The 23712-nt window shown below is 56.1% G+C and carries 20 protein-coding genes; 5 read left to right on the top strand and 15 right to left on the bottom strand.

Translation table 11 applies throughout. The features are described from left to right. Nucleotides 1-104 precede the first annotated feature (104 nt). The 4 genes from ACT3TR_RS01445 (at nucleotide 105) to ACT3TR_RS01430 (ending at nucleotide 5652) form a co-directional block, all read left to right on the top strand. The gene (locus ACT3TR_RS01445) at nucleotides 105-2450 is read left to right on the top strand and encodes a Tex family protein (RefSeq protein ID WP_444624688.1); all 2346 of its coding nucleotides are present in this window, start codon (nucleotides 105-107) and stop codon (nucleotides 2448-2450) included. 183 nt (nucleotides 2451-2633) lie between these two features. Continuing rightward, complete coding sequence (gene gshA, locus ACT3TR_RS01440; RefSeq protein WP_192536151.1) at nucleotides 2634-4274, top strand: glutamate--cysteine ligase; 1641 nt, start codon at nucleotides 2634-2636, stop codon at nucleotides 4272-4274. Further along, complete coding sequence (locus tag ACT3TR_RS01435; protein ID WP_192536150.1) at nucleotides 4271-4774, top strand: disulfide bond formation protein B; 504 nt, start codon at nucleotides 4271-4273, stop codon at nucleotides 4772-4774. Before gshA ends, ACT3TR_RS01435 begins: the two co-directional genes overlap by 4 nt. Before the next feature lie 23 nt (nucleotides 4775-4797). Then, nucleotides 4798-5652, top strand: a complete 855-nt coding sequence (locus tag ACT3TR_RS01430; protein ID WP_444624689.1) for an alpha/beta hydrolase — start codon at nucleotides 4798-4800, stop codon at nucleotides 5650-5652. A gap of 40 nt (nucleotides 5653-5692) precedes the next feature. On the opposite strand, the gene ACT3TR_RS01425 is transcribed toward ACT3TR_RS01430, so the two are convergent. From ACT3TR_RS01425 to ACT3TR_RS01365, 13 genes are all read right to left on the bottom strand, one after another. Next, nucleotides 5693-6106 (bottom strand): RidA family protein, encoded by a 414-nt coding sequence (locus ACT3TR_RS01425; RefSeq protein WP_193062281.1) that lies wholly within the window; start codon nucleotides 6104-6106, stop codon nucleotides 5693-5695. A gap of 11 nt (nucleotides 6107-6117) precedes the next feature. Then, nucleotides 6118-6525 carry an acyl-CoA thioesterase gene (locus tag ACT3TR_RS01420; protein ID WP_444624690.1) on the bottom strand — a complete coding sequence of 136 codons (408 nt, stop codon included), beginning with the start codon at nucleotides 6523-6525 and terminating at the stop codon, nucleotides 6118-6120. A gap of 67 nt (nucleotides 6526-6592) precedes the next feature. Then, the gene (locus ACT3TR_RS01415) at nucleotides 6593-7273 is read right to left on the bottom strand and encodes an ABC transporter ATP-binding protein (RefSeq protein ID WP_192536147.1); all 681 of its coding nucleotides are present in this window, start codon (nucleotides 7271-7273) and stop codon (nucleotides 6593-6595) included. Continuing rightward, nucleotides 7266-8018, bottom strand: a complete 753-nt coding sequence (locus ACT3TR_RS01410; protein ID WP_192536146.1) for an ABC transporter ATP-binding protein — start codon at nucleotides 8016-8018, stop codon at nucleotides 7266-7268. Before ACT3TR_RS01410 ends, ACT3TR_RS01415 begins: the two co-directional genes overlap by 8 nt. Continuing rightward, nucleotides 8011-9051: a branched-chain amino acid ABC transporter permease gene (locus ACT3TR_RS01405; protein ID WP_444624778.1), complete on the bottom strand. Its 1041-nt coding sequence runs from the start codon at nucleotides 9049-9051 to the stop codon at nucleotides 8011-8013. Before ACT3TR_RS01405 ends, ACT3TR_RS01410 begins: the two co-directional genes overlap by 8 nt. A gap of 28 nt (nucleotides 9052-9079) precedes the next feature. Beyond that, nucleotides 9080-10000, bottom strand: coding sequence for a branched-chain amino acid ABC transporter permease (locus ACT3TR_RS01400; protein ID WP_096281254.1), 921 nt, complete (start codon nucleotides 9998-10000; stop codon nucleotides 9080-9082). A 63-nt stretch (nucleotides 10001-10063) separates the two neighbouring features. After that, nucleotides 10064-11206: an ABC transporter substrate-binding protein gene (locus ACT3TR_RS01395; protein WP_444624691.1), complete on the bottom strand. Its 1143-nt coding sequence runs from the start codon at nucleotides 11204-11206 to the stop codon at nucleotides 10064-10066. Nucleotides 11207-11222: 16 nt separating this feature from the next. Continuing rightward, nucleotides 11223-12890, bottom strand: coding sequence for a benzoate-CoA ligase family protein (locus ACT3TR_RS01390; RefSeq protein ID WP_192536145.1), 1668 nt, complete (start codon nucleotides 12888-12890; stop codon nucleotides 11223-11225). A gap of 180 nt (nucleotides 12891-13070) precedes the next feature. Beyond that, nucleotides 13071-14204 (bottom strand): acyl-CoA dehydrogenase family protein, encoded by a 1134-nt coding sequence (locus ACT3TR_RS01385; protein WP_444624692.1) that lies wholly within the window; start codon nucleotides 14202-14204, stop codon nucleotides 13071-13073. Then, nucleotides 14204-15016, bottom strand: a complete 813-nt coding sequence (locus ACT3TR_RS01380) for an enoyl-CoA hydratase family protein (protein ID WP_444624693.1) — start codon at nucleotides 15014-15016, stop codon at nucleotides 14204-14206. The genes ACT3TR_RS01385 and ACT3TR_RS01380 overlap by 1 nt, the downstream gene beginning before the upstream one ends. Continuing rightward, nucleotides 15013-15465 carry a MarR family winged helix-turn-helix transcriptional regulator gene (locus tag ACT3TR_RS01375; RefSeq protein ID WP_444624694.1) on the bottom strand — a complete coding sequence of 151 codons (453 nt, stop codon included), beginning with the start codon at nucleotides 15463-15465 and terminating at the stop codon, nucleotides 15013-15015. Before ACT3TR_RS01375 ends, ACT3TR_RS01380 begins: the two co-directional genes overlap by 4 nt. After that, entirely contained in the window at nucleotides 15462-16202 is a 741-nt protein-coding gene (locus ACT3TR_RS01370) for an SDR family NAD(P)-dependent oxidoreductase (RefSeq protein WP_444624695.1), read from the bottom strand. Before ACT3TR_RS01370 ends, ACT3TR_RS01375 begins: the two co-directional genes overlap by 4 nt. Continuing rightward, nucleotides 16199-18484, bottom strand: a complete 2286-nt coding sequence (locus ACT3TR_RS01365) for a bifunctional salicylyl-CoA 5-hydroxylase/oxidoreductase (RefSeq protein WP_444624696.1) — start codon at nucleotides 18482-18484, stop codon at nucleotides 16199-16201. The genes ACT3TR_RS01370 and ACT3TR_RS01365 overlap by 4 nt, the downstream gene beginning before the upstream one ends. A 411-nt stretch (nucleotides 18485-18895) precedes the next feature. On the opposite strand from ACT3TR_RS01365, the gene rsd reads away from it, so the two are divergent. Beyond that, nucleotides 18896-19384 carry a sigma D regulator gene (gene rsd / locus ACT3TR_RS01360; protein WP_193062299.1) on the top strand — a complete coding sequence of 163 codons (489 nt, stop codon included), beginning with the start codon at nucleotides 18896-18898 and terminating at the stop codon, nucleotides 19382-19384. An 86-nt stretch (nucleotides 19385-19470) separates the two neighbouring features. On the opposite strand, the gene ACT3TR_RS01355 is transcribed toward rsd, so the two are convergent. After that, nucleotides 19471-22563, bottom strand: a complete 3093-nt coding sequence (locus ACT3TR_RS01355; protein ID WP_444624697.1) for an efflux RND transporter permease subunit — start codon at nucleotides 22561-22563, stop codon at nucleotides 19471-19473. Beyond that, nucleotides 22547-23668 (bottom strand): efflux RND transporter periplasmic adaptor subunit, encoded by a 1122-nt coding sequence (locus tag ACT3TR_RS01350; RefSeq protein ID WP_192536137.1) that lies wholly within the window; start codon nucleotides 23666-23668, stop codon nucleotides 22547-22549. The genes ACT3TR_RS01355 and ACT3TR_RS01350 overlap by 17 nt, the downstream gene beginning before the upstream one ends. Nucleotides 23669-23712 lie beyond the last annotated feature (44 nt).

The raw sequence follows: 23712 nt of genomic DNA, 5'->3' as shown, positions 1-23712 counted from the left end.
GCCGAAAATGGGGCCGTTCCGGTTACGCTGCAAGTCATGCCAGCCGTGGTAGGTTTGTGGTACCTTGGCAACATATCAAATGCTGCATGAGTTAGTTGTAATTTATGGATGTCAATCAGCGTATTATTTCGCGCTTAGCCACTGAGTTAAGCGTACGTCCCGAACAAGTCTCTGCCACGGTGGAACTGCTGGATGGCGGCGCCACCGTACCGTTTATTGCCCGTTATCGTAAAGAAGTCACCGGCGCCCTAGACGATATTCAGCTACGTCAGTTAGATGAGCGCCTGCGCTACCTGCGCGAGCTTGAAGAACGCCGTGCCGCAGTGCTAGCCGCCATTGATGAGCAGGGCAAGCTCGACGGCCCGCTAAAGGCAAGCATTGATGCCGCTGAGACCAAGCAGCGGCTGGAAGATCTATACCTGCCCTTTAAGAAAAAGCGCCGTACCAAAGCACAAATTGCCCGCGAAGCAGGGCTTGAGCCATTGGCGGATGCACTGCTGGCTGATCCTACGCTAAGCCCTGAAAGCGAAGCCGCTCACTATTTGCGCTCGGCGGAAGGCGATATTCCCGCCATCGAAGATGCCAAGGCTGCGCTAGATGGCGCCAAGCAGATTTTGATGGAGCGCTTTGCCGAAGATCCCGAGCTGATAGGCCAATTACGCGAACGGCTGTGGCAAGAAGGCGAACTCAGTGCGCGTGTGCTTGAGGGCAAGCAGCAGGAGGGCGCTAAGTTCTCCGACTACTTTGAGCACGACGAGAAGCTGGCCAAAGCGCCTTCGCACCGCGCATTGGCAATGTTCCGCGCGCGCAACGAAGGTATCTTAAGCCTGTCGATTCGTTTGCCTGGTGAAGACGATGCCCCGGTTCATCCTGCCCAGGTGACGATTGCCAAGCAGTTCGGCATTGGTGATCAAGGCCGTGCGGCGGATAAGTGGCTCGCTGAAGTTGTCCGCTGGACTTGGCGCGTAAAGCTTTATACCGCACTGGAAACAGAGCTGCTGGGCCGCCTGCGCGAAGCCGCTGAATTAACGGCTATCGAGGTGTTTGCAGCCAACCTGAAAGACCTGCTGCTAGCGGCACCGGCAGGCCAGAAAATTACCCTCGCGATTGATCCAGGCCAGCGGACGGGCTGTAAAATTGCGGTGATTGATGCCACCGGCCAGTTTATTGATCAGGCGACTATTTACCCTCACGCGCCGCAGAACCGCTGGGATGAGTCGTTAGGCGTGCTAACCAAGCTGATTAAACAGCATGGCGTTGAGCTGATTGCTGTTGGTAACGGCACCGCTAGTCGTGAAACCGACAAGCTGGCAGGCGAGCTGGTCAAGGCGCTGGCGCCCGCGCACCGGTTAAGCAAGGTGATGGTCTCAGAAGCCGGCGCCTCGGTGTACTCTGCCTCTGAATACGCCTCTCGTGAGCTGCCTGATTTAGACGTCACTATCCGTGGCGCGGTGTCCATTGGCCGTCGCCTGCAGGACCCGCTTGCCGAGCTGGTCAAAATCGAGCCCAAGTCGATTGGTGTGGGGCAATATCAGCACGATGTTTCTCAGGTACAGCTGTCGCGTAGCCTGGAAGTCGTGATCGAGGACTGCGTTAACGCGGTCGGTGTCGATCTCAATACCGCCTCTAGCGCGCTCCTTTCACGGGTTGCTGGGCTGAGTGCGGCGCTGGCTGAAAATATTGTTGCCCAACGCAATGCAAAGGGCGCTTTTAAAAGTCGTAAAGAGCTATTAGAGGTGAGCCGCTTAGGCGCGAAAACCTTTGAGCAGTGCGCCGGCTTTCTGCGTATTCATAATGCGAATAATCCGTTGGATGCTAGTGCCGTTCACCCTGAGGCCTATTCTTTGGTGGAGCGTATCGCCAAGCAGGGTGGTCGTGAGGTGAAAGGCTTGATTGGCGATAGCGCGGCGCTAAAAGCGTTCAAGCCTGCCGACTTTGCCGATGAGCGTTTTGGTGTGCCTACGGTCAGCGATATTCTTAAAGAGCTAGATAAACCTGGCCGTGACCCGCGCCCTGAGTTTAAAGCTGCAGAGTTTCGTGAAGGGGTCGAAACACTGAAAGATCTCAAGCTCGCCATGGTGCTGGAAGGTACCGTTACCAACGTCACGCACTTTGGTGCGTTTGTTGATATTGGCGTCCATCAGGATGGCCTGGTGCACATCTCGGCGTTATCCGACCGGTTTATCGACGACCCGCGCAGCGTTGTAAAGGCAGGGGATATCGTGACGGTTAAAGTAATGAGCGTTGACATTGCGCGTAAGCGAGTAGGGCTTTCCATGCGCTTGGATGATCAGCCTGAGGCTGAAAACGATGTTAAGAACGGCGCTGACCAGCAGAACGCTCAGCGAAAGCCTGCGCGGGGGCAGCGTAGTGCTTCGAAGCCCTCTGAGCAGGCGGCACCCATGGGTGCGCTTGGCGCCGCTTTGTTAAAAGCGCGTGGCGGAAAATAGTCATAGGCAGCGGTAACGTATCGCGCGCCTTGAAAAAGCGATGTCTTGATAAGCGATGCCTTGAAAAAAACATGGTTGCCGCCATATCCTGCCTTTTACTGCGCGAAGCAGAGATGCTGACGATGCCATCTGATTTCACCAAGGCCCGCCGTCGGCGGGCTTTACTGACAAGGAGTGTTCACCTTGACTGAACCACTCACTGTGCCATCCGCGCTGACTGCGCAAGTTGAACGCCTGCTTCCCAGTGCGCGCCTTGGCCGGTTGGGCCGCCTGCGTCGTGGGCTTGAAAAAGAAGGATTGCGAGTTGACGCCAATGGCCATATTGCGCAAACCCCACACCCGCACGCGCTGGGCTCTAAGTTAACCCATCCGCATATCACCACCGACTACTCCGAGTCGCTGCTTGAGTACATTACGCCGGTTTACTCACAGCCGGGTGAGGCGCTGTGCTTTTTATCTGACCTGCATACGTTTACCTATCATCATTTAGAAAATGAGTGGATTTGGCCTGGCAGCATGCCGTCTAGGCTGTCTGGCAACGACAGTGTGCCGATTGCCGACTACGGCAGTTCCAATGTTGGCACCATGAAGCATGTTTACCGCAAAGGGTTAGACATGCGCTATGGGCGCATCATGCAGGCGATTGCGGGCGTTCATTACAATGTTTCGTTGCCGGATGATATGTGGCACGCGCTGCGTGAAATGGAAAAAGCCACCAATATCCCCTTCAACGATTATCGCTCCACCCGCTATTTCGGCATGATTCGTCATTTCCGCCGTCATAGCTGGTTATTGCTGTATTTATTTGGTGCGTCACCGGCCATCGATAAAAGCTTTCTGCCTGCAGGCAATGTGCCTGATAAGCTGCAGTCGCTCAGTGACGACACTTATTTTGCGCCTTACGCGACGACCCTGCGTATGTCGGATCTTGGGTACCAAAATAAAGTGCAGTCGCAGCTTAAAATCTGTTTTAACTCGCTGTCGAATTACGTTAATACGCTGCGTCACGCGATCTCATCGCCATGGCCCGACTATGAAGCAATGGGTGTTAACGTAGATGGCGAGTGGCGCCAGTTAAACGCTAACATTCTGCAAATTGAGAACGAATATTACAGCGATATTCGTCCCAAACGTGTCGCTAAGCACAACGAAACGCCAAGTCAGGCGCTGGAAGCCCGTGGCGTGGAATATATCGAAGTGCGCTGCTTAGATCTCAATCCCTTCGATCCGCTTGGCGTGAATGAAGTCCAAATGCGCTTTGTGGACACGTTTTTGATGTGGTGCCTGCTCAGCGACAGCCCATGGATTTCCGACGAGGAATGTGACCGCTTAGACGACAATCGTCGTTGGGTCGTCGAGCGCGGTCGTGATCCCGAGCTTAAGCTGTTTAATAATGGTAAACCCACTTCGGTGAGCGAGTGGGGCGAACAGATCTTTGCGGAAATGGGCGAAGTGGCCCGCCTGCTTGACGGAGTAGAAGAAGGTGCACCGCACGCAGAGGCATTAGCGAGCCTTGCACCTAGGCTGAGTGATCCCTCACTTACGCCTTCTGCTCAGGTGCTCGAACGGCTGAAGGAAAACGGCGGCTCGTTAAGTGATTTGATGCTGAGTTTGGCCCAAGAGCAGGCGGAGCAGCTGAAGGCGGCGCCGATGCAGCGCTGTCGTGAAGCGTTATTAGCCCAGCTAATTGAAACGTCGCACCAGCAGCAGCACGATATTGAAGCCGCTGACCAAGAGTCGTTCTCTGAGTTCTTACAGGTTTACTTTACTAAAGCACGCGAATCCCGCGCTTTATCGGCGCTACCTTCTGAGGCTCGTCAATGATCCTGCACTCTTTTCGCTCAATAGCCCTGGCCGGTTTAGCTTTCTGTGTATTGATGATGGCGGTCGCTCTTGGCCTTGAGCATATCGGCGGCTATGAACCCTGCCCACTGTGTATTTTTCAGCGCGTAGCGGTGATTGCGGCTGGTATTGTGTTCGCCATTGCAGCCATACATAACCCTGCAGGCCGCGTCGGCAAAGTCATTTACGGGCTGTTATCGCTGGCGGCCGTTGGAGCCGGTGTCTTTGTTGCCGGGCGCCACGTGTGGTTGCAATCACTGCCGGCTGACGAGGTTCCTTCATGCGGGCCTGGGCTTGAATACATGATGGATATCCTGCCCATGCGGGACGTCGTGTCCATGGTGTTAAACAGCTCGGGTGAGTGTGCCAATATCGATTTCTCGTTGCTAGGCCTCTCACTGCCTGCCTGGACGTTGATCGGTTTTGCCATCTTGGCGATCGCCGTGCTGCGTATGCTAGTGCTAGCCGTGCGTCAACGTTAAGGCTATGTGACAAGGAGTACGGCGTGCTTTACAAACACTTTGCCTGCCAAGAAGAGATCGATCGTGCCTACGACCCGATGCTGGGTCGTGACCCGATGGTGTTGGTAAATGATTGGCGGCAGCGCAGCGAGGCATCGCGGGAAAACCATCGCGTCACCTTGGATCTTGCTTATGGCCCTTCGCTTGCTGAACGTATGGATATCTTCCATGCCGATGGGTTTAAAGCGCCCGTGCATGTGTTCTTTCACGGCGGCTACTGGCGCTCACTTAGTCATCGTGAATTTAGCTTTATCGTCGATGACCTCGTTAAATCCGGTATCACGGTGGCGGTGGTTAACTATGCGCTGTGCCCTCAGGTACGCTTTAGCGAGCTGGTGCGGCAGACTCAGGCGGCGGTGGCTTACGTGTCTCGTCATGCCGCCGAGCTGGGCATTGATGCAGATCAGCTGAGTATTTCAGGGCATTCCGCGGGCGGGCACCTGTGTGCGATGCTGATGTCGACCGACTGGCAGGGCACGTTTGGCTTGCCGAACGAACTCATTCGTGGCGCGCTGTGCGTGAGCGGTTTATACGATCTACGGCCATTTCCGTGGTCGTGGCTGCAGCCTAAGCTTCAGCTGACGGGCCGTGATGTACACGAACTCAGCCCGTTAGGGCTAGCGTGTCGGGTGCCTGCGCCTATGCATCTCGTGGCAGGTGAGCTGGAGCTGGATGGATTTCAAGACCAAATGAGCGCCTATAGCGAGCATGTGAGCCAGCAAGGTCAGCACGTTACCCAGCAGCTAATCCCCAACGTGGATCACTTCTCGATACTAGAACACTATCTTAACGATGGGTGCTTTGTGGGATGGATTAAAGCGTTTCACGGCTTAAGCTAGCGCCCCGCTAGGGGCGCTGTTTATGGCTGTGAGGCGAAAATTAGGCGGAAGGTATTACCGCCGTCGCTTCTATCTCGACTTTAGCCTGGTCTTCGACAAGCCCCGCCACCTGCACCATCGTCATCGCTGGAAAATGCTTGCCGAGCACTTCGCGGTAGGCGGCGCCTACGTCTTTAAGGCGGGCTAAATACTCCTTCTTGTCCGTCACGTACCAGGTTAAACGTACCAGGTGCTCTGGGCCTGCTCCCGCCTCTTGTAGTACGGCCACAATGTTTTGCAGCGCTTGGTTAACCTGCACAGCAAAGTCGTCGCTTTCAAAGACATGCTCGGCATTCCAGCCAATCTGCCCGCCGACAAAAACAGTCTGGCCGGAGGCAAGCACGCCATTGGCATAGCCTACGGCTGCCTTCCAGTGAGAAGGATGAAGAAGCTGATGAAAGGTGGCGTCACTCATTAGGGCTATCCTTATAGGTTATCAACGGTAATGTGCTGGCGTATCGCGTCGGTCCATGGCATAGACTTACCGCTCGTTAAATCCATAAATACTAGAGTAGAACAATTTGTTAGGCGTTTTTGTTCGCCGCAGTAAGCAACGATTTTAAGGTCCAGACTACTGCGTCCAACGGCCTGAACGGTTAATTCAAAGTTAAGCAGTTCGCCGAGCCGGCTAGGCGCGTGAAACTGTGTGTCGATAGCGGCGGTGGGCACTCCGGTGCCGCTTTCAATATGCAATTGATTAAAATCGTGCTGCACAACTTCCTCAAACCAATCTTCGACGACCGAGTTGATCAGCTCAAAATAGCGAGGATAAAAAACGATTCCCGCCGGATCACAGTGCTGAAAGCGGACTTTTCGCTGGCTTGTAAACGTCATGGCGCTTTCCCCTGTTGTTATTCTCAATGACATGTCCAGATTCTCAACGACGTGTCTGGAATCTCAACTACACGCCCAGATAGCGGTCGCGCACCGCGCTGTCCAATGCCGCCGGCTTGCCATCCCAGACAGTGCTGCCTTTTTCAAGAATGGTGCAGCGGTCAGCGATGGGTAGAATCTCACTTAATGATTTATCCACGAGCAGCGTTGCCTGGCCTTGTTCTTTGAGCAGACGAATCGCCCGCCATATTTCCTGACGAATTACCGGAGCCAGGCCTTCTGTGGCTTCATCCAACACCAGCAGGCGCGGGTTAGTCATCAGCGCGCGCCCAATCGCCAGCATTTGCTGTTCACCGCCAGAAAGCGTTTTGGCCATTTGTGTCCGGCGCTCTTCCAAGCGCGGAAATAATGTTTCCACCCGCTCTAATGTCCACTCGCCCGGGCGGGCGGTGACCAGCAGGTTTTCGCGTACAGAAAGATTGGGAAAGCAGCGGCGCCCCTCTGGCACTAAGCCCAAACCCGCTTTGGCGATTCGATAGGCGGGCAGGCGGCGTAGATTCTGAGATTCAAACTCTATCGTGCCGCGGCTGGCTGGCGTGAGGCCGAATATAGAGCGAATGGTGGTGGTTTTTCCCATTCCATTGCGCCCCATCAATGCGACCATCTCACCCGCATTGACTTCGAGATTAACGCCAAACAGCGCCTGGGAAGGGCCATAAAAGGTTTCAATATCCGCAATCTTAAGCATCTGAATCTCCCAGGTACGCTTCACGGACGCGTGGGTCCTGTTTAATCGCCTCGCTGTCGCCATGGGCAATGACGCTTCCGGAGACCAGCACTGAAATGCGATCAGCAAGGCGAAACACTGCTTCCATATCGTGTTCAATCAGCAGAATCGGGACTTCAAGTTTCAGCGCTTCAAGCAGCTCAGTGAGCTTGGCAGAGCCCTCTGGGCCTAAACCTGCCATGGGTTCGTCCAACAGCAGGGCGCGCGGCTTCAGTGCCAGAGCGCAGGCCACTTCTACTTGGCGGCGCTCGCCGTGAGAAAGCTCAAATACCGGCGTCCAGGCACGGTGGCTTAACTGCATGCGCTCCAGCGCCTCATAAGCGGGTTCAAGCAGGCGCTGGTCGCTGGCAACCGGGCGCCAGAAACGAAAGCTGTGACTTTGTAGCGCTTGAACGCCCATCATCACGTTACGCATTACCGATAGCGGCTCAGCCAGTGAAGACACCTGAAAGCTACGTCCTAGCCCTAGACGAGCGCGCTGGGCAATGCTCATGCCGGTAATCTCGGTATCGGCTAAATAAACGTGTCCTTCATCCGGGCGTATATTGCCGGCAATTTGCCCAATCAGCGTTGATTTTCCCGCGCCGTTAGGGCCAATCAGCGCATGAATTTCCCCACGCTTAAGCTCCAGCGAGACATCGTTCGTCGCCTGCAGAGCGCCAAAGCGTTTATGCAGATTTTGCAGTGAAAGGACGCTATCACTCATTGCGCTCTCTCCCTGCCAGCCAGCCCATGATGCCGTGCTTGGCAAATAGCACGACGCCCAGTAGCACTAGCCCTAGAAAGAGCTGCCAGTACTGCGTGATACCGCCCAGGAAGGTTTCCATCATTACAAACAAAATCGCCCCGGCTAGGGGGCCGTAAAGACGCCCTACGCCGCCTAAAATCACAATTACCATCAGCTCTCCCGAGAAATGCCAGCTCAGCACTGACGGGCTAACAAAACCATTAAGATCTGCATAGAGTGCGCCCGCCAGCCCGGTAATTGCGGCAGAAATTACAAACGCCATCAGGCGAATCGGGTAGGGGCTGACGCCTGCAGTAGCTAGGCGCACGTCGTTTAAGCGCGCCATGGTGAGCGCCGCGCCAAAGCGCGACTTCATCAGCCGCGAGGTAATCGCCATTGCCATGACCAGGCCACCAAAGCAGATCAGAAAATAGCTCAACGCATTGGTGGTATCGACCAGTGGCAGGCTATTGCGTATGTAAATGGGCAGGCCATCTTCACCACCGTAGGTGGGCCAGGAGTTAGCAAAGTAATAAATCATCTGAGCAAAGGCGAGGGTGATCATAATGAAGTACACCCCGGTCGTACGCAGCGATATAGCGCCGATCGCCAGTGCCAGCAGTGCGCATAGCAGGGCAGCGGCTAGCCACACTACTAGTAAGCTGTCGCTGCCCGGAATGCTCATAGGCCAGGTCATAAACGGCGTGAAATCAAACGCATGATAAGCGCTGATGCCTGCCACGTAGCCCCCCAGGCCGAAATACGCCGCATGGCCAAAGCTGACCATGCCACCATAGCCAATGGCCAGATTAAGCCCGACCGCCGCCATGGCAATAATGGTGATGCGCGAGGCTAAATTAACGTAGTAGAGGTGGCCAAAAAAATACGCCGCCACGGGCAATAACAACAGCAGCCCAAGCAGCGCAATTTGCACCAGCCCTTTACGGCCAAAGTGGCTGTCTGCCTGATTAGCAGGCGCAGCGCCTGAGCCGCCTGAGGAGCGCCTGGGCATAGAGGCGCCGTCAGAGGTAGGAATGTTATTAGTCATGGGCGGCAAACAGTCCTTTTGGCTTGAAGGCGAGTATCACGGCCATGAGGATATAAATCAGCATTGCCGCCAGCGCCGCGCCAACCCCGCTGGCCTCAGAAGGAGGCATGAACGCACGGAAGAAAATCGGCAAATAGACGCGCCCAAGCGTATCCACAAGCCCGACTAGCAGCGCACCGAGTAGCGCGCCTTTTATCGAGCCAATACCGCCAATCACGATGACGACAAAGGCCAGAATAAGCACCGGCTCACCCATGCCCACCTGGACCGACTGCAGCGCGCCCACCAGCGCTCCGGCTAACCCCGCTAGCGCGGCGCCTAAGGCAAACACGACGGTATACAGCTTTGAAATATTCACGCCGAGTGCGCCAATCATTTCGCGGTCGCTTTCACCGGCTCGAATGCGCATGCCTAAGCGTGTTTTAGAGATCAGAAAGTAAAGCGCGATTGAAATAACAATGCCGACGCCAATCAGCATTAGCCGATAAAGCGGGTAGCGGGTGTCGCCTGGCAGGGTGACGAATCCGGTTAGCCAAGATGGCGGGCTTAGTCGCATGGGCGACGAGCCGAAAATCCAACGTGTCCCTTCCGAAAAAATCAAAATAAGCGCAAACGTTGCCAATACCTGGTCGAGGTGAGGGCGATGATAAAGCCTGCGTATGACCAACAGTTCAACCAGCGCACCGACCAAGGCTGCTGCCGTCATGCCCGCTGCCAGCCCCATCAGAAAAGAGCCCGTTGACGCCGTCACCGCCGCAGTGGCGTAGGCGCCCACCATGTAAAAAGAACCGTGGGCGAGATTGATCAGCCCCATCACCCCGAATACCAGAGTGAGGCCGCTGGCCATCAGAAACAGCATCGTGCCAAGCTGTACGCCGTTGAGTATTTGCTCGATTAGCAGTGTCACGGACACGTTAGTTAACCTTTGCGAAGGAAGAGAGTAAAGGCTGGGTGATAGCACCCAGCCGCGGCGATATTACATCTGGCACTCTTCAAAGTAGACGTCTTGAATATCTTCAATGGCGATACCCAGCAAGCGATTGGTGGGCTGGCCATCGTCACCTTCTACGACTTCGCGAACGTAAATGTCTTGGATCGGGTGTTGGTTAGGGCCAAAGCGGAAATCTCCGCGCACGCTGTCAAAGTCTGCTGCGCGCAGCGCTTCGCGGAAGGCGTCTTTATCATCAGGATGAGCGACCTCAAGCGCGCTAAGGATTAAATTAGCCGTGTCATACCCTTGAGCGGCATAGAGCGTTGGCGTGCGGTCATAGGCTTCTCGGAAGCCTTCGACAAAGCGCTCATTGGCGTCATTCTCTAAGTCGTAAGCCCACAGTGACGTGTTGCGTGCACCAATCGCCGCACTGCCTACCGCTTTGATTAGGATTTCATCAAACGAGAACGCCGCGCCAAAGATCGGCATGTCGACCCCAGATCCTTCCCATTGCTTCATGAACGAAATGCCCATTCCGCCGGGTAAGAAGAAGAACAGGCTATCGGCATCGCTGGCACGAATTTGGGCAATTTCAGCGGCGTAGTCGGTTTGGCCCATCTGGGTGTAAAGCTCGTCAACAACCTCGCCTTCATAAAGGTGTTTAAAGCCCGCTAAGGCATCGGTGCCTGCCGGGTAGTTAGGCGCCATGATGATTGGCCGCTCATAGCTTTGTTCACGCATGTAAGCGCCCATCGCGCCGTGCAGATTGTCGTTCTGATACGCGACGTTAAAGTAGTTTTCGTGGCACATGCGCCCCGCTAAATCGGAGGGCCCGGCGTTGGGGGAAAGGTAGAAAGTGCCTTGGCGCACGACGGCGGGAACCACGGCCATTGCCAAATTAGACCAGATAATACCAGTCAGAATGTCGACTTCATCACGCTGCATAAACTCATTGGCTAAGCTTCGCGCCAGGTCCGGGCGATTAGCATCGTCTTGAATTAAGACCTCAACATCGTCACGGCCCGACTGTTCAAGCGCCAGCATAAAGCCATCGCGAACATCCACACCTAAGTGCGAGCCGCCCCCTGACAGGGTCGTGATCATGCCAATTTTGACGTCATCAGCGTGCGCTGTCGCCAAGCTTGAAGAGAGCAGTAAACCAAGGCCCAAGCGAGTTATCTGTTTCATAGCAATTCCCTCATTATTAAATCGTTTTGTTGCTTGTGTTAGAGCAAGGAGAGTCAGCGCTGGGGTAGTGCTCTTGGCTCAAGCGAAAACGCTGAACCTTTCCCGTTGTTGTTTTTGGCAGAGCTTCAATGAAACGTATGGAACGAGGATACTTATACGGTGCAATGGTCTGCTTTACGAAGTCTTGTAGCATTTGCTGACAAGCTTCATCTTGCTGAAATCCATCGTTTAAAACCACAAAAGCTTCGACAATTTGGCCGCGGGCCTGGTTAGGCGCCCCGATCACCGCACATTCTTTCACCGCGGGATGGGCAAGCAATGCCGCTTCGACCTCTGGGCCGGCAATGTTATAGCCTGCTGAGATAATCATGTCGTCGTTGCGAGCGGCGAAATGGAAGTAGCCGTCTTCATCCTGATAAAACGCATCGCCGGTGATATTCCAACCATCAGTGACATACCTGCGCTGGCGCTGGTCGGCTAAGTAGCGGCAGCCGGTCGGGCCGCGTACCGCCAGTTTGCCGACCGTGCCGCGGGGTACATCGTGCATTGCATCATCCACGATGCGTGCCTCGTAGCCAGTTACCGGTTTGCCCGTGCAGTTAGGGCGGTGGTCGTCCAGCCGATTAGAGATGAAGATATGCAGCATTTCCGTCGCCCCGATACCGTCAAGAATCGGTGTGCCCGTTTGCTTTATCCAGTCATGATAAATCGGTGCAGGCAGCGTTTCGCCCGCCGAAATAGCCACCCGCAGGCTGCTTAGGTCCGCTTGAGTAGTGGGTGCTGAGAGCATTGCCCGGTAAGCCGTTGGCGCTGTAAATACCACCGTGGCCCGATACTCGCGGATAATATCCATCATATTAGGCGGCGAGGCGTGTTCAAGTAACACGGCCGTAGCGCCAAAGCGGAGTGGGAATATTGCCAGCCCACCCAGGCCGAAAGTGAAGGCCAGCGGAGGGGAGCCGACGAAGACATCCTCTGGCGTGACCTGCAGGACTTCTTTGGCGTAACCGTCAGCAACCGCCAGCAGGTCGCGATGAAAATGCATGGTGGCTTTTGGTGGGCCGGTGGTGCCGGAAGTAAAGCCTAGCAGCGCGACGTCGTCGGCTGCGGTATCTACCGCGTCAAACGTGGCGGGTTTGCCTAGTGCTAAACGGTCAAGTTCCGCATCATGATTGGCGGTGCCATCAAAGCCCACGATGCGTTTCAGAACCGGGCACTGTTGCTGGCATTCCAGCAGTTCGTCGAGCAGGCGTGTATCGCATAAGGCCAGGCTAATGTCTGCCTTATCAATCACCTGGCTCAGCTCTTTCGTGCGCAGCATGGGCATCGTGTTAACCACTACGGCACCGGCCTTGGTGGCGGCTAGCCAGCAGGCGACCATGGCCGGGTTATTCGCTGAGCGAATCAGCACTCGCTGGCCGGGCTTGACGCCTAAGTCTTCTACCAATACGTGCGCCAGCCGGTTGGTCCATTCGGTGAGCTCGCGATAGGTGCGGCGACGGCCGTTGCCCGCTAAGGCAATGTGTTCGCCAAAGCCTTGGGATAGCAGCCGGTCGCAGAGTTCCACGCCAGCGTTGAGCCGTTGAGGATAATCGCAGCCTGCGAGCAAAAACGCGGGTTGGCAATCAATGGGTGGCAGGTTATCCCGCGCAAAAGTATCAGCATGGGCTGACTGGATGTACATGACCAACCTCCGTATTCGGTGTCGTTGTTTATTCCTGCCCACGTCCTGGCTCTGTCTTAAATACGTCTTAAGTGCGCCTTAAGTGCGCCTTGGGCAGGGATACGGTGTCTGGCGTAATGTTTTATTGTTTTGGATAAAACTTACTCAAGCGGTGTGGCTTCTGGCTGTTTATTTGTCTGCTTATTCCTCGGCGAGCATGCTGCGGGCGATCACTATTTTTTGTACGTCGGACGCGCCTTCATAAATACGCAGCGCGCGGATTTCCCGGTAGAGGCTTTCGATGATATGGCCTTTACGTACGCCGTCACCGCCATGCAGCTGAACGGCCTGATCAATCACGAGCTGTGCTTGATCGGTGGCAAAAAGCTTGGCCATCGCCGCTTCACGGGTAACACGTTCAGCGCCTTGGTCTTTGGTCCAGGCGGCGCGATACACCAGTAGGGCGGCGGCATCTACGTTCAGTGCCATATCGGCTAAGTGGCCCTGCACCATCTGCAGATCAGAAAGCGTAGCGCCGAACAGCTCGCGAGAGCGGCTGCGAGACAACGACTCATCGAGCGCTCGGCGTGCGAAACCGAGGGCCGCGGCACCTACCGTTGAGCGGAAGACATCCAGTACCGACATGGCAATGCGAAAACCTTGCCCAGCTTGGCCGATCAGCGCGCTGGCCGGCAGCAGCATATCGTTAAAGCCCAGCCGCGCTAACGGATGAGGCGCTACAGACTCCAGGCGTTCACGAATTTCCAGCCCGTGGGTATCGGCGGGCACTAGAAAGGCGGAAAGCCCTTTGGCGCCTGGGCCTTCACCGGTGCGAGCGAATACCGTGTAAATATCAGCAATGCCGCCGTTGGAAATCCAGGTTTTTTCGCCATTGATACGGTAGCTGTCGCCGTCGCGCTCAGCCGTGGTGTCCAGCTGGGCCACGTCTGAGCCAGAGCGAGGCTCGCTGAGGGCAAACGCCGAAAGCGCTTCGCCGCGGCGGGTTTTATCCAGCCACTTTTTCTGTTCATCGCTGCCGTATTGATTGATTGCGCCGGTGCCCAGCCCCTGCATGGCAAAGGCAAAGTCGGCCAATCCATCGTGGCGAGCCAGCGTTTCGCGAATCAGGCACAGGCTGCGCACGTCGATATGCTCGCCCGAGGTACCTTGTAAGAAACCCGCCGCGCCCAGGTCGCGCACAAGCTGCACGCAGGTCGCATCCACATCGCTATGGTCGCGGGGCAGCTGCGCTTGGCACCACGCTTCAAGCTGCTCAGAAAGCTCGCGGTGCTTAGCCTCAAAGAAGGGCCATGCTAGGAAGCTCTTGTCGCTCATCAGTCCCCCTTGAACTCAGGTTTTTGTTTGGCTACAAAGGCGTGGTAGGCGCGTTCAAAGTCATTGGTTTGCATGCAGATAGCCTGCGCCTGCGCTTCTGATTCAATGGCCTGCTCTAGGCTCATCGACCACTCCTGGTTAAGCTGTGTTTTGGTAATGCTGTGGCCGAAGGTAGGCCCTTGAGCCAGGCGGGTGGCGTAAGCAAGGGCGTCGTCAATGAGCGACTCAGGGGCCACTACGCGGTTATAAAAGCCCCACTGCAGGCCTTCCTCGGCGCTCATGCTGCGCCCGCTGTAGAGCAAATCCGCCGCTCGGCCTTGGCCGATAATGCGCGGTAGTATCGCGCAGGCGCCCATGTCGCAACCCGCCAGCCCCACGCGAGTAAACAGAAATGCGGTGCTGGCGCGGGGGGTGGCAAAGCGGATATCCGAGGCCATGGCGATAATCGCCCCGGCACCGACGCAAATGCCGTCGACGGCGGCGATAATCGGTTTGCCGCAATTCAGCATCGCTTTGACCAAGTCGCCGGTCATACGGGTGAATTCGAGCAGCCCTTTCATGTCGCGGCCTACCAGAGGGCCGATAATTTCATGCACATCGCCGCCCGAGCAGAAGTTATCGCCGTTAGCGGTGAACACCACCGCGTGAATATCCGAAGCGTAGGCAAGGTCGCGAAAGGTATCGCGAAGCTCAGCGTAGCTTTCGAAGGTCAGCGGGTTTTTACGTTCCGGGCGATTCAGCCTAATAACCGCGACGTCACCTTTCATTTCCCAGATAAAGTGCTCGGGGACTAATTCCTTCATGCTTTTCATTTTATTGTTCTCGTATCGGTAGGTAAGCGGTGAAGCAGCTCGCCTATATGATGGGCATCCGCTTCGGTGACTTCTTCAAACAGTGCATTCACCCAGCGCTCATGGGCAGCGGCCATGCCGTTAAAGCTTTCCTGGCCTGTCTCGGTAAGGCACACGCGGGTGGCACGACGGTCGCCTTCAATCGCAATGCGCTGCACGAAGCCATCTTCCACCAAACGATCAATAATGCCGGTGACGTTGCCGTTGGAAACCCGCAGGCGGCGAGATAGCTCATTCATTTTCAGGCCTTCTGCATTGGCAGATAAAGCGGCCATGACGTCAAAGCGCGGCAGCGTAGAGTCATATTCCTTGCGCAGGCGCTCACGCAGCGCGGACTCTACCTGGCGGGTAACGCGCAGCATGCGCAGCCACAAGCGCAGGCGCTCTTTGGTTAAACGTTCGTCCGTCATACTTCACCGCCCGAAATAGAGATTGCCTGCCCGGTTATCGCGCTGCTGTTGGGGCCACATAGCCAAAGGGCCGTAGCACTGACTTCCGCCGGTGTGACCAATCGCCCGGTCGGGTTAGTCGATTCAAAGTGCGAGGTTGCCTGCTCGGCTGACTGGCCTGTTTTAGCCACAATGGTGTCAACGCTGGCAGCCAATAACGGCGTGTCGGTAAAGCCGGGGCACAGTGCATTTACGGTAATGTTGCGCGTGGCGGTTTCGATAGCCAAGGCACGTACCAGGCCGACCACGCCATGCTTTGCCGCGCAGTAAGCGCCTACATAGGCATAGCCTTTAAGGCCTGCAGTTGACGCGACGGCAATCAGGCGGCCGCCGTCGTTCAACTGCTTCAGGCCTTCGCGTAGCGTGAGAAACACGCCGCTAAGATTAACGTTGAGCATGCGCTGCCACTGTTCAAACGATGTTTTTGCGAAGGGCGCGCTTTCTGCCGCACCCGCGTTTGCAACCACAATGTCGACCCTGCCAAGCTGTGCAAAAAAAGCCACCATGGCTGCTTCGTCGGTGACATCAACGACTGCTAAATGAATACCACGATGCTGGTCAGCGACAGCTTTAAGAGCCGCTTCGCGACGCCCGATAATCGTCACCTCAGCCCCTGCGCTCGCAAAAGCCAGCGCCATGTCGGCGCCGATACCGCTACCGCCGCCGGTAATTACCGCTCGCTTGCCGGTCAGGCTCATACCCAGCCCTCGCCACGTTCTGCCAAACGCTGTAACTGATCGGCACCTGCTCGGTAGGGCGCGGGCCACTCAACGTCGCTGTCGCCTAGCCCTGCCGCTACGTGAAGAAGCCAGTAAGGGTCAGCAAGATGAGGGCGGGCGATACAGACTAGATCGGCGCGACCGGCCATCAGAATCGAGTTCACGTGGTCGGCCTGGTAAATATTGCCCACGGCCATGGTGGCAATCGGTGTCTCGTTGCGTATGCGGTCAGAAAACGGCGTTTGGAACATGCGCCCATACACCGGCTTAGCCTGTGGCGACGTTTGCCCGGCTGAAACATCGATGATATCGACCTGGGCATCGCGCAGACGCTTGGCAATCTCAACGGCATCATCGGGAGTAATGCCTTCTTCGCCGCACCAGTCGTTGGCGGAAATACGCACCGACAGCGGCTTATGGGCCGGCCAAACGCTGCGCACGGCGTTAATTACTTCCAGCGGGTAGCGGAGTCGGTTATCAAGGCTACCGCCGTACTCATCGTCGCGGTGGTTGGTCAGCGGGGTAATAAATGAAGAGAGCAAATAGCCGTGTGCCGCATGAATCTCAATCATGTCAAAGCCCGCCCGATCAGCCATCTGCGCGGCGCTGACAAACGCATCGCGCACGCGGTCCATATCGTCGCGGTCCATCGCTTTGGGCACTTGGTTACGCGCGGCCCACGGCACAGCAGAGGCTGAAAGCAGCGGCCAGTTGCCGTCTGCAAGCGGGGCATCCATCTCTTCCCAGCCCAGCTGAGTGGAGCCTTTAGCCCCGGAGTGGCCCAGCTGCGCGCACAGTTTGGCCTTGGTTTCTGCGTGTACAAAATCACACAGCCTGCGCCACGCCACCTCGTGTTCGGGGGCGTACAGCCCTGGGCAGCCTGGGGTAATCCGGCCGGTGGGGCTAACACAGGTCATTTCGGTATACACCAAGCCTGCGCCGCCTTTAGCGCGCTCAGCGTAATGGCTAAAATGCCAATCGGTAGGGCAGCCATCAATGGCCTTATACTGCGCCATGGGTGAGACCACGACGCGATTGGTCAGCGTCATGTCACGCAGCTGGTAAGGCGCGAACATCGGCGCACGAGCGCTGCCAGGGTTGCCTGCTTGGGTTTGAAACCAGCGCTCAGCGCTTTCTAGCCATTGCGGGTCGCGCACGCGCAGATTTTCATGGCTAATGCGCTGGGAGCGCGTCAATAGCGAATAGTTGAACTGCACCGGGTCGAGGTCCAAGTAGCGCTCTACTTCTTCAAACCATTCGGTAGAGTTGCGGGCGGCTGACTGTAAGCGCAGTACCTCGAAACGACGATCTTCTTCATAGCGGGCAACCGCCGTGGCGATGCTGCTCTCACTGTGCAGACAGTTAGCCAGGGCAATGGCGCTTTCTAGCGCGAGCTTGGAGCCCGAACCAATCGAGAAATGCGCCGTTGCGGCGGCATCGCCCATGAGCACGACGTTTTCATAGCGCCACTGTTCACACAGCACGCGCGGGAAGTTGATCCACGCCGAGCCGCGCACATGGTGGGCATTGGTCATCAGCGGGTGCCCACCTAAGTGCTTGGCAAAAATGCGTTCGCAGACGTCAATAGATGCCTGCTGGCTCAGCTCGCCGAAGCCAAACGCCTGCCAAGTGGCTTCACTGCATTCGACGATAAAGGTCGCTGTGTCGTTATCAAACTGATAGGCGTGCGCCCAGACCCAGCCATGCTCGGTCTTTTCGAAGATAAAGGTGAAGGCATCATTAAAGGTTTGGTGCGTTCCTAGCCAGACAAACTTGCACGCCCGGACATCGATATCCGGTTTGAAATGTTCCGCGTAGGTTTGGCGAGTACGAGAGTTAAGGCCATCGGCGGCCAGTACCAAATCGTACTCGTGCCGATAACGGTCGATGCTGGCTTGTGTGGCATCGGTTTCAAAGCGCATCTCAACGCCCAGTTCACGAGCGCGTGCCTGTAATAGAATCAATAGCTGACGCCGGCCAATGCCACAAAAGCCGTGGCCGGTGGAAACGGTTTTAACGCCTTTATGGACGACCGCTACATCATCCCAATAAGCGAAATGTTCGCGAATACGCGCTGCACTCACTGGGTCATTGGCTGCAAGGTTATCTAAGGTTTCGTCTGATAAAACCACGCCCCAGCCGAACGTATCGTCTGCACGGTTGCGCTCGATGACTACGATGTCATGGGAAGGGTCCTGCAGTTTCATGCTGATGGCAAAATAAAGGCCGGCTGGCCCTCCACCGAGGCAGGCGATTCTCATTTTTGTTCTCCACAGGGAAACACACTCTTTTCTGAAGATAGAAAAAGAAGCAATAAAATTCAAGCATAAAATGTTTAGGTTTAAAATATATTTTCAAAAGACCTGCTACTACGTGCTTTGCTCGCAAAAGACACCGGAAGGTGAGAGCATAAAAAAGTTAAAACCACGCCACGGCCTGCTGCTTGGGGGCGCTTGCCATCGGCCATAGAAGAAAGTGTTATGGTGGTTGAGTCTTTAGTGCTATGGAAACCGTACTGGCTGGGATTGACAGGGGTGGAGAGAGAAGTGAATCTAAGCCTATTCAATGCTAATCGCGGTTAAACGAGCCGTTAAGTAAATACTTACGTATAGGATTATGCAGAGCGTCACGCGTAATTATAAAGAGTTATGCACCGTTAAGGAGAGAGCTCCATGCTCGAAGATTGCAAAAATGCCCTGGAGCGCTGGGGGGGCGTGCACACCTTGATCGACCGCTGGCTAGATCAGCGTCGCCAGCTGTTAATAAGCTTCATTGAGCTAAAAGAGGCGTGTGATGCTGAGCTAGAAGCGGTGAGCAAAGCGCCTATCGATACCTTCAGTGAGCAGTTGATGGACTACATCAGCGCCGGTCATTTTGAAATTTACCCTCAGCTTTCGGAAGAAGCTCAAGCCTTTGGCGATGAGGCTGCGTTAGTCATCGCGGCTAAATTACTGGAGCGCTTAGAGATGTCGACCGAAATGGTGTTGGAGTTTGATGCTGACTTTGGCTCTACGCTCAGCTGTGAGCAGAATATTGCCCGTTTGCCCGCCTGGATTGATCGTTTGGCCCGAGGCCTGACGGAGCGCTTCGCGCTCGAAGACCAGTTGATTGCGCGCTTGCATGCCGCTAACAGCCCGCAGAACGCCAAAGCACCTGCTTAATTTCCCTTATATAAGCTAACGCAGACAATCTAATAGGCGCCGCCATGCGGCGCTTTTGTCGTCGTGGCGTTTTGTTGCTCCCTTGCTTATCGTTCGCTGCTGGCTACTCGTGATTCACGACGCAATTTGCCGCCAATCACCAGCATACAAGGGGTGAGCAGTAGCGTGAGCGCGGTGGCGAAGGTGAGGCCACCCGCAATCGCGCTGGACATCTGTGTCCACCACTGAGCAGAAGGCGCATTAAAGCCGAGCGCAGGGGTAAATAGGTCGACGTTGATACCCAGTACCATCGGCATCAGCCCCAGCACCGTGGTGATCGCCGTTAGCAGTACCGGGCGTAAGCGCAAGCAGCCTGCTTCCAGGGCCGCCTCGCTCGGCGCCATGCCTTCGCCACGCAGCTCGTTATAGGTGTCAATCAAGACAATATTGTTGTTGACGACGATGCCTGCCAGGGCAATGACGCCCATGCCCACCATCACAATGCCAAACGCCTGACCGGTTATGAGCAGGCCCATCAGTACACCGGCGGTTGAGAAAACGATCGCTGACAGTACCAGACCCGCCTGATAGAAACTGTTGAACTGGGTCACCAAAATAATCGCCATCAGGCCGATAGCGATTAAGAATGCGCTGACCAGAAACTGCATCGACTCCTGCTGATCTTCCTGCTCGCCAGCAACGTTCACCATTAGCCCATCGGGTAGGCTGTCGCGGCTGGCGTCGAGCAGGGCGCGCAGGCGTTCGTCGGCGAGGTAGCCCGGGGCTAGGTCAGCGTCAACCGTAATGGCGCGGCGGCCATCAATACGGCTAAGCGTGCCCACTTTAGGCGCGGGCTCTAGCGTCACGAAATGCGAGATCGGCACCTGTCCACGCTGAGTGTTGATGGTCAGGCGCTCTAGCTGATCCAACGAGCGCCAGTGTTGCGGTAGGCGCACGCGAATATCGACCTCATCGCTGACTTCCGGCGGCCGGTAGCTCGCTACCTGAAGGCCAGTGGTGAGCAGTTGCACCGCGCTACCAATCGTGGTGATGTCGGTGCCCATGCGCGCGGCGGCCTCGCGGTCCACGTTCACCTGCCATTCGACCCCCGGCAAGCTGCGATTGTCCTGAATATCGACAAAGCCACCCAGCTCGCGCATTAGCTGGGTGAGCTGGCCAACCCCTGCGTCGGCGACATCGGGGTTGGTGGCACTTACTTCTAGCACAATCGGCTTACCGCCGCCGGGGCCCGATTCTTGTTCCTGAAATTCAAGCGTAATGCCAGGAATGTCGCGGGCGCGATCGGCCATGTCGGTTAAAATAGCCCGGGCAGGGCGGCGCTCATGCCAGTCTATAAACTGGAATTGGAGCATGCCAATTACATCATTGCCTATCTGCTCGTTGGGTAGCGCAAAGGAGCGCGCATAGAGTGCTCTCACTTCGCTCAGGCCCGAGAGCCTGGCTTCCACTCGCTGGACAATGGCATCGGTCTCTTCTGCGGAGAAATCACCGCGGGCGCGGATAAGCACCTGGGCACTGTCAGGCTCAACGTTAGGGAAAAAATCGACGCCGTGATTAAAGCGTGCATAGCCGGTATACAGCAGCACCATCAGCAACACGGTGACCAGCAGCACCCACGCCGGATGCTTGAGTAAGCGGGCGAGCACATGCCGGTAGCCGCGGCCTAATGAGGTGGCGGCGGGCTCAAGGCTAGCATCTGTTTGATTCGCAGCGGAGCGGGTAAACAATCGGCCCAGCGTAGGTAAAAATATCAACGCCATGGCCAGCGATGCCAGTAGGCACAAAATCACCGTAGCGGGCAGGTACTTCATAAATTGACCCACCACGCCTGGCCAGAACAGTAAGGGGATAAATACTGCGAGCGTGGTAGCGGTAGAGGCGATCACCGGCCAGCTCATGCGTGACGCGGCGTTTAGCCACGCTTGGTGAGGCGTTTGGCCATCCCGTAAGTAGCGGTCGGCAAGCTCGCTCACCACGATCGCGCCGTCCACCAGCATGCCGGCCACCAAAATCAGCGCGAACAGCACCACAATGTTGAGCGTAAAGCCAAACGCCCACACCAGCAGTATGCCGGTTAAAAAGGCACCTGGTATCGTCAGGCCGACTAGCAGCGCCATGCGCCATCCCATCACCGCGACCACCACAATCAGCACCAGCACGACGGCGGTCAGTACGTTGTTTAATAGCTCGGAGAGCATATTGGCAACGGTGGTCGACTCATCCAAAATAGTGGTGAAGCTCAGTTGTTCGGGCAGTAAATCACCGGCTTGAGCCAAACGCTCACGCACCGCGCTAATCGTTGCGATGATGTTCGCCCCGGCGCGCTTGGAAACTTCTAGCACCACCGCTGGCTGGCCATCTATACGGGCAAAGCCCTCGGGGGATTTATAGGTAGGCTGAATCCATGCCACGTCGCCAAAAGTGACGACCTGGTCATTCTCGACCTTGACCGGCATATTCATGACGTCTTCAAGGGACTCAATGATGCCCGGCACTTTGAGCGCTAAGCGCCCGGCGCCGGTATCAATACTACCTGCAGCGACCAAGCGATTATTACGCGACACCTGATTAAACAGAGCATCAAAATCGACGCCGTAGCTTTCGAGCACTAGCGGATCAACGACTATTTCCAGCAGGTCTTCACGGTCGCCGGCAATATCGACCTCTAGCACATCGGCGATGCCTTCAATTTCCTCTTGCAAGCGCCTGGCAACGGTAATGCGCTCACGGGTATCCAGCTGCCCGGAAAGCCCAATCGTTAACACCGGGAATTCTGAAACGTTGACCTCCATTACCCGCGGTTCATCGGCTTCTGAAGGTAGTTCGCTACGGGCAATATCTACCCGGTCGCGAACGTCAGTCAGCGCGGTGTCTGGGTCAAAGCCAGGATCAAACTCCAGAGTGATGGAGCCATGCCCTTCGCTGGATTGAGCGGTGAACTTGCGTAGCCCTTCAATGCCGCGAAGCTCTTGCTCCATGGGTCGAATGAGCAGCCGTTCTCCGTCTTCTGGGCTAACGCCTTCCAGCGACAGCGAGACATAAATCATCGGGATCGTAACGTCAGGGTTGGCTTCTTTAGGGATCATCTGCCAAGCGACGGTACCCGCCAAAAGCAGGCTCACCAATAACAGTAGCGTGGTGCGGGTGTGCTCTAGCGCCGCATTAATCAACTGGCGCATGAACGCTATCCTGCCCGACTTGCGGTTGCGAAATAATGGGGTCTTCAGCAGGTACCGGCGTCACTGTTTCGCCGATGTCCACCATGCCAGCGCCAAGCGTAATCAGGCGCAGCGGATCAGGTAAGCCCGCAACGTAAGCACGCTGTATGTCGGCGCTGACCAACTGCACAGCGGTTTGCTGCACTTGGTCGTTAGCATCTAAATGTTTAACGGCCAGTTGGCCTTCGCCGTTTAGGCTAAGTAGCGCAGGCGAGAGCGTGTGAACTTGGCGAGGCGGCAGAATAATCGTGAGCTCCGCACTGGCGCCTGCTAGGCGCTTACCGGCCGGGTTATCCAACGTGGCCTCAATGTAAAAGCTGCGTGTGGCTTCTTCGGCACGGTGACTTATAAAGGTCAGCTCGCCTTCTAGGTGGTCGCCATTCAGCAGCCGTGCGGTGACCGGCAAACCCTCGGTCAAATCGCCTACCTGCTGTTGAGATACCCAGGCTGCGCCCTTCAAACGGCGGTCATCCACTAGTTGGGCCCACTCTTCACCGGGCTGCAATAGATCACCCACTTCTACCTGCACGCGATCCAGCACACCATCAAAAGGCGCAGTGGGGCGACTATCATTGAGTTGTTTCTGTAGCTGTGCCACCGACGCGGCGCTGGCGCTGAGCGCACTCTGTAAGCGCAACAGTTCCGGCTGTGAGATTAACTCTCGCTGGCGCAGGTTGCGCGCACCGCTGTACTCCGCTTCGGCCACTGCCAGTTCGTCGCGAGCTTGCTGCAACTGCTCGGGTAGAGCATCGTTATCCAGCACTAGCAAGGTGTCACCCGCCTGGACACGACTGCCTTGAGTCACCGGCTTCTCCGCCACAAAGCCCGCTAAGTTGGCACGCAGAGTGGTTTCACGTTCGGCGGTTAGCTGGCCTTGGATGATCTGCTGCGGAATAAACGGTGTGCTTTGCTGTTCAATCACTTCAACGCGCGGGCCTGTTTGGCTGCGCGCGGGGGCATCTGGCGGCGTTGTTTGGAAACGCTGGAAATTACCAAACGCGAGCCATATCACCAGCGCCAGCACCAGTAGGCTAGCCAGGGCATAAGAAAAGGGGATTCTTCGCATGGGGGCGTCCATGTCCTTAATAAAAAGCTTAACAAACAACGTAA

This window comes from Halomonas sp. AOP12-B1-6 (assembly GCF_052379225.1).
In the GTDB taxonomy this organism is placed as follows: Bacteria; Pseudomonadota; Gammaproteobacteria; order Pseudomonadales; family Halomonadaceae; genus Vreelandella; species Vreelandella casei.
This window is presented reverse-complemented; position numbering and strand designations above follow the sequence as displayed.